Annotated in this window: 10 protein-coding genes and 2 pseudogenes; all 12 read right to left on the reverse strand. The window is 49.9% G+C overall.

Annotated features, from left to right (window positions below):
* Positions 1-94 precede the first annotated feature (94 nt).
* Positions 95-4540 carry a coiled-coil domain-containing protein gene (locus tag AC27IT_RS11205; RefSeq protein WP_487091794.1) on the reverse strand — a complete coding sequence of 1482 codons (4446 nt, stop codon included), beginning with the start codon at positions 4538-4540 and terminating at the stop codon, positions 95-97.
* Positions 4541-5272: a DUF6063 family protein gene (locus tag AC27IT_RS11210; RefSeq protein WP_005829158.1), complete on the reverse strand. Its 732-nt coding sequence runs from the start codon at positions 5270-5272 to the stop codon at positions 4541-4543.
* Positions 5265-6767, reverse strand: coding sequence for a hypothetical protein (locus AC27IT_RS11215; RefSeq protein ID WP_005829160.1), 1503 nt, complete (start codon positions 6765-6767; stop codon positions 5265-5267). The genes AC27IT_RS11210 and AC27IT_RS11215 overlap by 8 nt, the downstream gene beginning before the upstream one ends.
* Positions 6757-7332 (reverse strand): Wadjet anti-phage system protein JetD domain-containing protein, encoded by a 576-nt coding sequence (locus tag AC27IT_RS11220; RefSeq protein WP_283857990.1) that lies wholly within the window; start codon positions 7330-7332, stop codon positions 6757-6759. Before AC27IT_RS11220 ends, AC27IT_RS11215 begins: the two co-directional genes overlap by 11 nt.
* A 753-nt stretch (positions 7333-8085) precedes the next feature.
* Entirely contained in the window at positions 8086-8277 is a 192-nt protein-coding gene (locus tag AC27IT_RS11225) for a hypothetical protein (RefSeq protein WP_007784731.1), read from the reverse strand.
* 128 nt (positions 8278-8405) lie between these two features.
* Positions 8406-8744 carry a hypothetical protein gene (locus AC27IT_RS11230; protein WP_005829166.1) on the reverse strand — a complete coding sequence of 113 codons (339 nt, stop codon included), beginning with the start codon at positions 8742-8744 and terminating at the stop codon, positions 8406-8408.
* Entirely contained in the window at positions 8741-9061 is a 321-nt protein-coding gene (locus AC27IT_RS11235; RefSeq protein WP_081494716.1) for an SDR family NAD(P)-dependent oxidoreductase, read from the reverse strand. The genes AC27IT_RS11230 and AC27IT_RS11235 overlap by 4 nt, the downstream gene beginning before the upstream one ends.
* An 875-nt stretch (positions 9062-9936) precedes the next feature.
* Complete coding sequence (gene cas2 / locus AC27IT_RS11240) at positions 9937-10227, reverse strand: CRISPR-associated endonuclease Cas2 (protein ID WP_025846424.1); 291 nt, start codon at positions 10225-10227, stop codon at positions 9937-9939.
* Entirely contained in the window at positions 10109-11233 is a 1125-nt protein-coding gene (gene cas1c, locus AC27IT_RS11245) for a type I-C CRISPR-associated endonuclease Cas1c (RefSeq protein ID WP_487091795.1), read from the reverse strand. The genes cas2 and cas1c overlap by 119 nt, the downstream gene beginning before the upstream one ends.
* A 209-nt stretch (positions 11234-11442) precedes the next feature.
* Positions 11443-11535, reverse strand: a pseudogene (locus AC27IT_RS11250) (helix-turn-helix transcriptional regulator); the annotation flags it as partial.
* Between the two features lie 13 nt (positions 11536-11548).
* Entirely contained in the window at positions 11549-12682 is a 1134-nt protein-coding gene (locus AC27IT_RS11255) for a DUF6155 family protein (RefSeq protein ID WP_487091796.1), read from the reverse strand.
* A gap of 178 nt (positions 12683-12860) precedes the next feature.
* Positions 12861-13091, reverse strand: a pseudogene (locus AC27IT_RS11260) (hypothetical protein); the annotation flags it as partial.

Raw genomic sequence — 13091 nt, forward strand, 5'->3', positions numbered from 1 at the left:
TCCGTGGTGCTAGCGAAGGCTAAGGAGAAAACCCATTATACAGTCACAACGAGTAACAGAAAAATTGGGATAACGGCAGCGACTTGCCAATCTCTCACGTAAATAAAGTAAGCTGTTCATGCTCACTCAGCCGCAGCAATGAATACGGATCATAATCACGGAAATAAGCGTGTTTGATCTCCCGCTCCTTCGTCATAATCAAAGCGTCGCCACTAGCAGAAGCGCGCAAACGGCAACTGTAAACAACAGGAAAATAATCGCGAATGAATTTTCCCTCCGCATGAGCGGTCAGGGCAATGAGCTGGAAGCCTAATTCGTTGGCAATGAAGAAAACAGGGTCCAGCACGTGTTCACTGGATGCTTTCCCGAACGGATTGTCCACGATGACTGTCCGATAACGCTTGCCCGTTTGCTGGATACGCTGGCGCTTTTCCGCCAGGTAGTTGAGGATGCCCAAAAAGAGCGTCATGTTCTTGCTCCACTTTTCTCCGCCAGACCACTTGTTTGACTCTTCCCAGGACGAGAGCGCCCCGCTCACTTGTCCGTCTTTGCTGACCTTCCGACACTTTACACGAATGCTGTCATTGCCCATGACGATGCCGAGAAGCGATTTGGACTGCAGGGAGGCGTAGATAAACTTCTTCATTTTTCCTGCGTCTTCTTTCCCTTCCACATCCTTAAACTCGTCCCCGTCCAGCCGATTCAACATCCAGTCAACGTGCTGACGGAGTAGCTGTTTTCCGATCTCCTCTTTCCACTCCGGAACGTGGAAGCTGTATACTTCCTTCCTGCCGCTCTCTACCTGGACACTCGTTTTTTTCGGGATCGTCTTCAGTTCGACGGCAATTCGCTGCAAGTGGGTGTGCACGATCGTGATGAAATCTTGCAGTTCTTTGTCCCGCCCTTGCAAGTTATCCTCCAATACCCGGATACTAGTGGCGATCGTCCTGGTCAAGGTGTCTGCCCATTCCTGCACCTCGGAAAATTCCTGCTTGTTCTGAATTCCGGCCATGGCTGTGTACCGCAATTTGTTATTCCGAATCTGCCTTTCGCAAAATTGCTTGAATCGGTCCTTTTCAGCCATGACCTTCCTCCATTCCTGCTGTTCAGTCTCCTGTTTCTGGGAGAGCACCCGGATTCGCTTTCGCGCCACGGCCAAGCGCTGGTAAGGGAAAACTAGCAACTCTTCTTCCCGTACCGGGACATCGGTAACGGCGGCTTCGGCAAAACGGTAAACCTCGTTCTTGGCCTCCAGCTCCCGGATCGTGCCCTCCAGTTCTTTGACTGTTTGGCGGAAGCCCTGCTCCTGCGTCAACAAATACTCTTGTTTTGCTGCCGTATCCGCTTCCTCCTGGTTCAGCCTTTTCAGCGCGTCGTTGAGATCACCTTCAAACCTTTCCAGCGGCTCATCTCCAAATCGCTCTCCGTACTTCTCCATCAATGTCACAAGGCGGCCGTTTTGCTCAGACAAACGATTGCTCCGCTCTTCCGTCACAATACGCTGGGCCGCGACCCCTTTTTTCAATTCTGCGACCTTCCTGACTATACGTTCGTACTGGACGTCTCCATCCACCGGATAGACGACCGGATGTTCCAGCGGCTGATCCAGCTTCGCCAGCACCAGATTCATTCCGCGCTGATTCGCTTCGATCTCCTTCGCCAGACGCTCGGCCTCCCTCTCTAATTCTGCCCGGCTCGCTTGCCGCTCCCGCAACATATCTGTCAATTGCTCTCGCTCGGCACGCAACCTTTCGAAGGAGAACCGGGGAGTGGCCGGCGGGAACTCTCTCACCTGTTCATAGAGCCATTCCCCGCGAAGATGTGCCAGGGCCGTGGTCTTCTCTTCCCGCTCTTCCTGCAGTTCTTGCTCTTGCGCCTTCAGCGTTTTCAACGCCCTGTCCAGGGCCTGCAAGTTTTGCTTCAGCAGTTCCGCCTCGCGCACGAGCTCATCCTCTTGTCTTTTTGCCTCCTCCCATACTTTTTTCTGCAGCATATACTGGTTCGCCTCTTGCAAACGATAGCCCAAAGTCTGCTCCAGTCCTTTTTCTTCGGACAGCTTCTCCGTATAATGCTTCCTTTCTTGTTCGATCTTCTTGATTTGTTCCGTATGATTCGCGATGTCCTTCTGGCATCGTTCTTTTTGCGCCTGGCATTCGTCCCGCTGCCGCGTCCAGTCTGCGTACCGTGCCTGCGGATAGTCTGCGTAAAAACAGAGCAGCTCGCTTTTCAACTGGTACAGCTTCTGGTACTCGGTTTCCTTGTCTTTGCGCGCTTGAATGACTGCAGCCGCTTTTTCTTGCAACTCCCGCTTCCACTTCTCAAACCGTTCGTGATCCAGATTGTCCTGCCAATGGCTCGGGACGATTTGGCGGTAAGAGAATGCATACTCTTCGCCTGCTTCCAGCCATTTGCGCGCTTCCTGCAAGGAAAGGAGGATGACAGGACTGCGGAGCTGGTCGGCATGCTTTTGCAGCCTCGCTGCCAGTTGTTCGATTTCCTGTTCGGTAGTAATCAAGGCTGCTGCCCAATAAGGGAAGCGGGCAGTGAGAGCTTCCAGAGCGATCTCTCCACGTTGCAGCACCTCTTGGAGAAACTGCGGTCCAGTCTCCAAATAGTGAAACGACTCACTCCATCTGACGACGAGCGCGGCCAATTCGGGATCGGCCGCATACACGCCGCTTTCAGCGTATTCATCGCTCAGCCTTGTCACTTGTCGCTCCCGCGAAAATGCCTCTTCCTTTTCCTTCTCCAAAATCGCGACCTTGTCCATTACCGTTTGGGTTACGCTCTCCTGTCTGGTGTAGAGCGAATCCAGGTAGGACAGCCTGGGGATGTGCTCGATCAAGCTTGTCAGGACGCTTTTTTGCTGCTTCTCGGCTTCCGTACACCGCAATATCCATTGGTTCGCTTGCTCTTGCCAAGCCATAAGCTCCTTGCGAGTTTCCTCCAGCCTGCTTTCCAGCTTTGCCTGCTGCTCCTCGCACTCTTTGATGTGCTGTTGGTAAAGGCTTTGGTTCTCCTGATTTTTCCTCAACTCTTCCTGCCAGACAGGAATGAATTCTTCGACCGTTTCGCGAAGTGGATTGCTCAAAATATTTCCGGCAATTCTCTGCTGCTCTTTGGACGCACCTTCCATCCGCTCTCGCAAGGCCGCTTGCTTGTTCTTATTTGCCTCGAGACGTTCCCGCTCTTGTTCGCTTTCGTTTCGTTTGGCCTTTTTTTGCTGGAGCACACTGTCCAGTTGGCTGCGGATCATGCTCTCCTGCTGTTTCCATTCTTTTTCCGCCTGGTCGTAGTACCCGCGAATTTCTCTGTTCGTGCGCCCAAGCGCTTCTTTGATCTGGGAAACGTCCTGTTCTTCATCCAGCCTCGCAATCTGGGATTCGGCCAATGTCAGCTTTTCTTCGGCCACTTGCTTTTGCGACAGGTATTTGGCATATTCCAAGGTGTACTGGTGGCGTTCCGCCCTTTCGGCTTCCAGCGTCATTTTTTCAAGCTTGCGCGATTCCTCGCGCCATTCGGCACCGTATTGCTTCACGACTGCTTCCTGGGCTGCAATATCCCGGGATGCCTTTTTCCAGTTTAAAGTATGCTTTTTTCTCTGCAATTCGGAAAGTTGCCCTGCGATTTTCTCGGCTTCCGCTGTTACCAGCAAGAGTTCGTTCCGGGCGTGCTGAAACAGTGCCTTCGTCCATTCCTTTTCCCGTTCCAGCAACTCTCTCGATTCCTGATACGTGGCAAACACTTGTTTATACTGCTGCACGGACCTTTCCAGCAGTTGACACTCCTGGATCTGCATGCGGAGCTGCTTGCTTTGCTTGAACTGCTCTCGCTGTTTTTCAAAAATTTCCGCAAAAGCCTGACCATTGTTGCCGCTGATTGCCTCTTCCACCGTAGGGATCAACAACTGCGACACCAATTGGTCCGTCGTCTTGCAGTCGTCAAAAAAAATCTCCACGCCGCCTTCCGCACCGTTTATCGTCGCTACTTTACGCCATTCGGCGGGAATCAACTGAAAGTGTTCTTCCAGATAGGCATGATACTCCCTGATCGTCGCAAACGTACGCGCGTTCATATGCCGAGAACTCATCTGCGTGTAGTATTCCTGCATTTCTCCTTTATCTGCCGGTCGCTTTTTCCCAAACGCCCCTTCTCTGGAAAAAGGAAGCTCATCGATCGCATGAGGATTCCCCTCTTCATATTCATACACATAGCGCAGCGAATCGAGGTCGTTGTTGTGCAAAAACAAGGTGACAGCGGTCAAAGCGTAACGGCGAGGAGAGTCGTTGATAATCCATTCAATAGCAATATGAGCAGGAGTGCCTGCCAGCGATAACGTCTCCCTGATTTTGCGTCCCGCCAGCTCTTGATGCGGCAGCACGGTTTGCAGGGCCGTCTGGATGAAGACGGTTTTCCCTCCGCCATTTTCAAGCAAAATCGCGCCGTTATGCCCGTCAAACACGAACAGCTCATCATTATAGCGCTTGCTTCCTCCCTCATAGATCACATTGGTAAAGCGAATTTTGGAAATGACAGGCATTTACGCTCCCTCCTTCTGCTTCTCCTGCCCGGAAATGAAGTCCAGAATTCCCCGATTGTAATCCACGTCCATGTAGTAGCGCTGAATAATCGTCTTGGCTTTTTCCGTGAGCGTCAACTCCTGGTTCCCTAGATCCGCGATCAGACCTTGTTCTCGCAAAAAATTTTGGACGATAGACAAAAAGCCCAGGCGGCTGTTCGTCCGTCCATCCTGCTGCCTGGAAGACTCACGTAAGTCATCAATGGCCTCCCATTTCTCCACCAGCAGACTCCAGTTATATTCATACTCGGCGTCAAGTGCTTGCAAGCGCTCCGGACCATGTTCCTTCAACGTCTGGATACGGGCGTCGATGCTTTCCAACCAGCTTCCCAAGGTGATAAAATCTCTCGTCATTTCCGTTGAGTGGTAGCTGTCGTAAAACTCGCCAAACAGAATGAGGATAGCTACGTACATCATGTACAAATCAATGTTCTTGGCTTTGGCGGGCAAGTATTCTTTTTTCAGCGAAGCATTTTTCAAATGGAACGGAGAGCTTACCGCGAGCGGAACCATGTACAGCTTGTCCCCCGCAGGAATGACGGCACAATCCACTTCGCGTGCGAACTGCTCCACCAGCCCTCTGATTACGTCATTGCCCACATACATTCTCATGCTTTCCGTATCTGCCTGTCCGTCCCGGCTAAGTTGAGAATAGATGCGAAAGGCCGTCAGAACCTGCTCGTTGTCATACATGGGAACTCTCCTTTCTGCATACCTTCATATCTTGTATTTCAAATCGCTTCGTAAGCTGCAAGCGTTCCTCTAGCTCAATCACCTCGATGCGCTGTCCAGGCTGCAGCAGGGCGAGCACTTCCCCCAGCAAGTGATGGTCTTCCTCTTCGTGCGCCTTTTGCAACGGGGAACGCTGATGTACGAGCAACCAGAAATCATAAAAGGAACGATGCTGCAGCCAATGTTCATGTCCGTTTTCCCGCATATGCCGGGCAACCTGCGAAATCGTAGCCTCTCCTTGTTCATCGAGAACAGTGAGGACATAGCGCATGATTTTTCCAAAGTTTTGCTGCTGGACGATCGTCTGCTCCTGTTCCGCTTCATCGGTTACCTCTTCAAAATCGCCCTGACCTTCTTCCTCGAGTTCGCCCCCTACCCGCTGTTTTTCAAACACAGCCAGCGGCGACCAGCCTGTATGTTGCTCCAGGGAAAGAAACGGCGCAAGCAATGTTCTCGTCGCGGTCAGAGGCAGAGGGGAAGCGATCAGGCGAGCGACGATTTCCTGGTCAAAATTGAAAGATTGCAAAGCCACATGGTATAGCGTCTCCTGTGCCGCCTGGAGAGCTGTCGTTTTCAGCACGATGCTGTCTTTCAACAGTTCCGTATGGGCAAAGTGCACCTCTCCTAGTTCCCGATCAATGCGTAAAATATATTCATACGCCCGGTGTTCTTTTTCTCCTTTGCGCTCATACAGAAGCCGCTCTTTCGTTTCATCGACAAACCCTTGCAGTTCGTGAAACTCTTCATGCTCTCTCGCAAGACGCAGATGGATGTCTTCAATGACTTGCTTGTAGCGCACATACGTCTCTTCCGAAATAATGTTGCGCTGCACTTCATGCTTCATCCGCACCATGCGTTCCTGCAAAGCTTCCACATCGATCCGCATCTCGCTGATTTGCCGCAGCGCTCCTCCGAACTCACCTTTTTCCAACTGTTTTCTCAATAGCAATTGATTAATCGACAAATGAAACTCCCGGAAAAACTCCTTTGTGGCAAAAACCAGCTCTAGCCCGTCTTCGTCGAGGGAATAATACTGCTTGTTGGCCGCTATATCTCCCCGCTCTGCTTTCAAAATCGAAAACTCCACCTTGTCCATCTGCCGTGTCTCCCAGTTATAAAAGCTCCGGTGGTTGCGTTTGCCACTGGCGGGCCGGAACGTCTCAATAATCGTTCGGGCGATCTTTTCAAATCCCTCATCCTCTAGGTCGATCTCCTCCTGGTTCATCTGCATGAGAAAGGCGGCAAGCTCTTGCACCCCGGTCTTTTTGTTGCGGATTAACATATTTTCAAAAAAGAACAGCAGAGCTAACAACCCCAGTCCAAACATATCGATAGGCCGCTCTTGCCGATCTTTTTCCCGCTTGGCATCCAGCTTGTGCAAAGGATCAAACAACGCAAGACGCTGGATGCGCTCCTTGTAGTCCTCCAGCACACTTTCCAGCCGTTCATGCTCCACTCCCTTTCTCCTCCCTTCTCTCTGCTGCCGAATCAAGCAGCCTGTTTCGCAGCGCTTCTGCCGGGATCGCTTCTTGCGGCACATACTCTTTGTTTTTCAACAAGGCCGAAACCTGCGTTCTTTCTTCTTCCGAAAAGAACGAGATGAACTGTTCAATCGCGTTTCCGTTCACCCGCTGCCCTCCTTTTCCGGTGGATGCTTGCTGTCGCAACAATGCCCGATACAGTTCAACTGCCGGCACGGCCCCGCATTTTTGAGAAAGCGCGTGCCAGATCGCCAAACCTTCATGATCGAGGTCGCCAAAATATTCAAACTGATGACGCGCATCCCGCCCCACTCCCAACTGCTCTGAAAGGCCGTCAATTCCGGAAACAACCTTCCAACCGGCTCCATAAATCAAAGTCGCATAGGGAAGCGAAGACAGGATGGGCAATATCGCATAGTAAGTGGTTTTATTCTCGACGATCAAGTGCCGATAGATACCCTGTTTTTCTCCTACCTGTTGCAGATGGACCGCAAACATAAGCGGATCGGGCATAGCTGTAACCTTCAACTGCTCCCACACGCCGATCGCCTCCAGCAGCTTGCGCCCTCCTTTCTCATCGATCCACTTTTCGTCCCCGACCAAGTGAAAGGAACGCTCAGGTGCCGTCGCTTCGCTCTGCGGAAATCCCCGTTGCGTGAGGTAGTCATGCACTTGCTGGATGTACGGCAAATCTTTGCTCCATCTGGATTCAGCAAGCCGAAAATAGACGTCCAGCCTGATACTCGGATGAAAGCACAACTGTGCTTGTTTTATTGCTTGCTTGATCGGCTGAGAAAGGACGGATTTCTGGATGCGGTAAGCCATAGGGAGTGGCGGATTTTTGGCGTTCGTCCCGGAACTTCGAACGGGGATGAGGATCTGGTTGTCGAGCAATGTTTGCATGGCTCGGTGAAATTGCGGGTACGTTGTCTGCGGATCAGCCCATGTTTCAAACTGGCCGAGGGATATTTTTGTGCTTTTATAGGACTTTAGATGCTTGATAAATGTATCGTACATAGAATGAAATCACCCTTTTTATATTATAGGGCAAGGGAACAAGGAGAGGCAGGATTTTTTTTGGGGGGGTGTTTTTCTTTTGCTTCTAGGGGAAAAGAGCGTTTGAGTGAGGGAAAAGTCTTTTTACAGCGGTGAGGTTCATACACAAAACTTTTTACGCTCTCTCGCAGAACTGCTCGAACATAATCGTTTTTTCCGTTCAGCCTAATTTTTAGCGATAAAAGCCGTGATCTCTCCCGCCTCTTTGCCCGAATCCGACCTGTCCATCGATTCCTTTTACCCGCTCGGGCCAAAAAGGCCAAGTGCAATGCAAGCAAATCCAATCGCGGCAATGATGTTCATGCGCTTAAAAATGCGTTTGGCTTCATCCTTCTTCTGCTGGGCATCCTTTCGCATCCCTACGAACGCCATCACAATCGCAATGAAAACGGCAATGAACCCAATTGGCAATAACAGTACAAAAAACACGCTGTTTCCTCATTTCCTTATCGTTTACGGCGTCTTCTCATATCGCTGCCTGTGCCATTGTACCATGAACCTCCAAGGAGAGCCATTTTCAAAACCCTCCGATAGAATGGTGGTATCGAATCCACAGCCTACCTGCCGAACCGATTTTTCGCTTGGCAATCTTCTGGTGTTTCACGGTGAATAGTAATCAAGCGCCAGTGGGCTTCCGTCAAAGTTTCCGGAAATTGTTGCAGTGACAACCGTTTCCCCATTTTTTCTACGGCATTTGCCACATCTGTTTGAATCAGCAAGTTCTTATTTATGTCAACAATATGCAATTCGATAACCGAGGAGCCGTGGACGTGACAGGCCAATCCTTCATCATAGAGTATGGCATCTTCTGTAAAGCACTTGGCAAGCAGATTGCTATCATAAGAGTTGGATGCCTGAAAGTACGTTTCAATCGCTTCTGGTAATTGTCCATTCATTTTTGGGATACCCCTTCTTTTTGGCAAAGTATGTAGATGGTTCGAACAACTCCTTCGTCAATTGTATGCTCTACCCCGATAACGATCACTCCATGGCCTTGTTTAAGCATTGACGGCAATAATCCCCGATCTAGCCGGACAGCCGCGAACAAATTCGTCTCGAATACCAACTGCCAATCCGCATCGCTTTGCGCGAGCGCTCCGCCGATTGGAGCAGGAGAGGCGCCAACGTTGTTTACCCAAATATCAACGCCCCCAAACCGTTCAAGAATCTCGTTTACAATTTGGGTTGTTCCGACATTCTCTCTGTAAAAAATTGCTGCTTTATCTCGATATTGGACACGCGTGAAATTTTGAAAATGCTATACTCAGAGGTTAGGGAACGGTCTTGAGATGAGGAAGCCTTTGCGGGAGCATTGCGGACAGTATAGTTGAAGTCGCCGGCTCAAGGCCGATCCAATAAAGAATGGCGGTGAATGATGATGGGCGAATTTCTATGCAGAACGGGTCCGGGACCTCGTGAGGAGCACGCCGTCTGGTCGGACTGGCCGTCACTGGTCACCAGGTTCGGTGAATTTTTGCAACGGGAAGAGATGACGAAGCGCTATAGTGCGGAGCACCAGAGCGCCAGGGAAAAGCTGGCTGCCCTAGATGGAACGATGGCCTGCGGGTGTAGTTGAAATCGTCGAGGAACCAAGACCACGATCGGGGTGTGTCAATATGGCTCGTGAAGCAAAGGCCAGCGCAGCTATCTGCCGCTGAACGACTTCCTGACGCATTTGTTCCAACAACTCCCGCAGCTTTCAGATCCGCAAAAACCCAGAAGCGGGCACGGGGTCGACATTCATTGGTTAGCACCGGGATAGACGGTAGTCAAACCCTATCTACCCCAGCCTATTGAAGTTCCTGTGATCGCCAACTCCTGACCAGGAAGGCATTCTTCTTGTTTTTCGTATACTTGGCTCTTCATGAGATGTTTCCATTCACGCCTGCCTGCGACAGGCGACTGTACTACCTAGAAAGCCTTGTCCCGACTGGGGATTTCACGCGATTTCCGCGAACCTCGTTTGTACGGTCGTATAATACGCAGCGACGTATGCCCAAACTCCCCCAAATCCCAGCAACAGCAGGCATTTGCGAACCTCCCTGAAAATCTCTGTGAGCCTTGGGTTCGCAAATGCAAAATCCACTGCTAAATCATCAAAAACCCTTCCGGATCATACCCTTGTTTGGCACCGACGTGTTCGACCTTCCCCTTCCAATTAGCACCCAGCCGATAGAAGCGCAAGCTGTCTGTCTCCGGCTCTATCATCCTTTTCAGTTTGATATGCAATTCCTTCAGTTGCTGCGGATCAAGCAAACATTCAAACACCGAATTCTGCACTCGCTGGCCGTAATTTTCGCATGTTTTGGCAACCTGCCTCAACCGTCTTTGCCCGTCGGCAGAGGTTGTATTTACATCGTAAGTAATCAACACCATCATCCCACATCACCCTACTTCCAAAAAATGGCGGATAATCATCCAGATCGCCGCGCATGTATCTCGCCAACAGCATCGCTTGCGCGTAAGGAAGAAGTCCGACGGCTATCTTCTCCTCAAAAAATGGATGATAAATCTCGTCCCGCTTGCGCTGCTGCCACTCCGTCAAAACAAGCTTTCTGGCCTCATCGCTCAAAATAAACGCCCCAGACTCCTTCTCTACAAAGTCATCCTTGGTCACCTGTTTCCGGTTAATGAGCGTCAGCGCCGTTTTATCCGCCATATAGACCCGAAACTCCTCCATCAAGTCCAGCGCCAGACCGTTCCGCCCCGGGCGATCCCGATGCAAATATCCGGCTTGTGGATCAAGGCCGACCGTCTCCAGTGCATGCGTAACATCATTCGCGAGCAGCGTGTACAGAAAAGACAGGAGCGCATTCACGCGGTCCCGAGGAGGCCGTTTCACTCTGCCCCTAAACGCGAAGTCCTCTTTATTTGCCAAAATTTGCTCCGGCAACACTGAAAAGTAATGCCGCGCCGCCAGTCCTTCGATTCCCCTCAGTTCATCCAGCGACTTTGCCTTGACGACTTCCCGCATTTGTCGATCCAGCCACGTCACAACGGATTGACATTGCTCCGCTTGAATCCGTTCTGCGTAATCACGCAGCGTACGCTTAACGGATACTCTTGCATTGACAAGCTTGGAATAAACGAACCGTTTTGCCAGCAGCAGCGACTGCTCCTCCCTGTCACACCAGCGGTACTGCGTGCGCCGCAGATGAATATTGCCGGATACCTCTCCCGTCACCCGTGCCTTGAACCGGCCTGTGGGCGTCAGAAACACCAGTGAAATTCCGTTGTCCACACATAAGTTCATCGCTTCCGGACTGACGCCGACGTAACCGAAAATAACAATCGACTCTAACTGAATGCGCGGCACCTGCAATTCTTTGGCACCATCAGCGCGATGCCAGTCAACCATGCATCGCATGGCAAACGAGCCTATCATGCCCGCCCCTCCATGTAAAGCCGCCCACGTAACCATCTGCCTGTTAAAAACCCATTTACACAAAAAAATTTACATTCCCTCAATGTCTAGCACGGGTTATGGTGATGAATCAATATTATGTATGGCATCTCTTCCCCCCCGCTCCCCCCAAAATAAAAAAACCCTCCCTTCCGACCATGGGAAGAAAAGGGAGGCTGGGTGGACTGGGTTCAAATCTCTAGTTCACCAAGTCGAACGAGTTCGACTACTGCCTGAGATCGACCTTTGACACCTAATTTTTGCATGACATTCGTGATGTGGTTTGAAGCACACAATCTATAACCATCTAATTGCCTCATGAATATACTGCATATTTTCGTGGAACCCCCAACCGATTCCTTCCGTTTTTTCAACGACAGCGGCGATTCTTTCCTCAAACTCCTCAAACAAATCGTATCCGTCGTCCGCGTTTATCCTGTCGATGACCGATGCAAACATCTTCAGAATACTTTCATAAAATCGTGAATCTATATCGCCATAAGCATTGGTAAATTCCACACCCATTTCAACGTAAAAGAGCATTAATTCCAACGTATGGTTTGGGCTTTGAGTGATCTTTTCAAACTCATCAATTGCCTTTTTTGCATCTGCCAGCCTCAGTTTTGCGAATCCTCGGTCTGGAAAGAACTCATCTTTCACCTTTTTCTGATATACGGGAAGCAATGCCTCTATGGCTTCCTCCCCAATCAACTTTACGGTTAGAAATAGCTCGGCTTGTTTGCTCGATTTAAAGGTATCAACAAGCAATTCAATAAGTTCTTGCTGCGAAAGGGATTGCAGTTGTTTTTTCAGCTTTGCCGTCGTTAGCTTAATGGGTTTCTTCGATTCTTCAACTTTTATAAATTCTTTTGGATTTAGTTGCTTTTTCTTTTGCAGAAGCTGTTCATTTACTCCTTTAAGGTCAAAATGCTCGGGATCAAACCCCTTTTTCAACCAGGCAATCGTATCTTCATATTCAGGATGTGACTTCGTTGCTAAAATCTCCAAAATCCTTTGATACCCCAAGACACCGCCGCAATCCTCTGGCGGACAATGACGTTCACCTTCGAGACATACAGGATACTGCTTCTCAGGCTGGACAGGCAAGATTTTCTCAAGTATTAAATCATGTTGCCAATCATCGCCAAAGTCGTAGACATACAGCACCTGCTGCCCTTCTTTGGTGATATGGTCAACGATTTTTTCCCTTCGTGCATTCAGCTCTGGTGTGTTTCCTGGTGGAAATGTCGGATCTGGACGGGTAATCGTGAAAGACCCAAAATCAAACAGATAGAGATGATACTCTTCCCACCCCATGACAATCTGTAGCGTCTTATGCAATTGGTGAAAAGTGATTAAGCCATTCACTTGGAATCTTCTCCAGATTGTCGGGTATATATCTTTTAATGCCACTTTAAATTGATAGATCATTCGTTCTACTCCTTAGTAAAAAATAAGACGCTTTATGTTTTAACCCTATTATAGTTGATAGAAATCGTCAACAGACAACAGACAACAAACAAATCAATTTTCACTCTAACAGATAGTTATTGAATGAAAATTCAGCCATTAACGAAAGGGTTTGTACTTAGGGTTTGCTGAACGGTTTTCAAACTACAAAAACGTTTCCAAAACCAGGAATTCTATACGAAAGAAGGGGGTTTAACCAGAAGGCAAAAAGATCCCGCAGCCTGCGCTCGAGGTTCATCACCAGGAGTTGCTTGCCGATCGCTCGACGAATCACCTTGCCGTTTGCACGACGTTGTTTGGCCACGGCCAGGTACTCCTTTCGCGCTTTATCCCGATAAGTCCGTGGTTTGCGGGCACGACCAATCTGTGG

The sequence above is a fragment of the Brevibacillus sp. YAE8 genome, assembly GCF_057543335.1.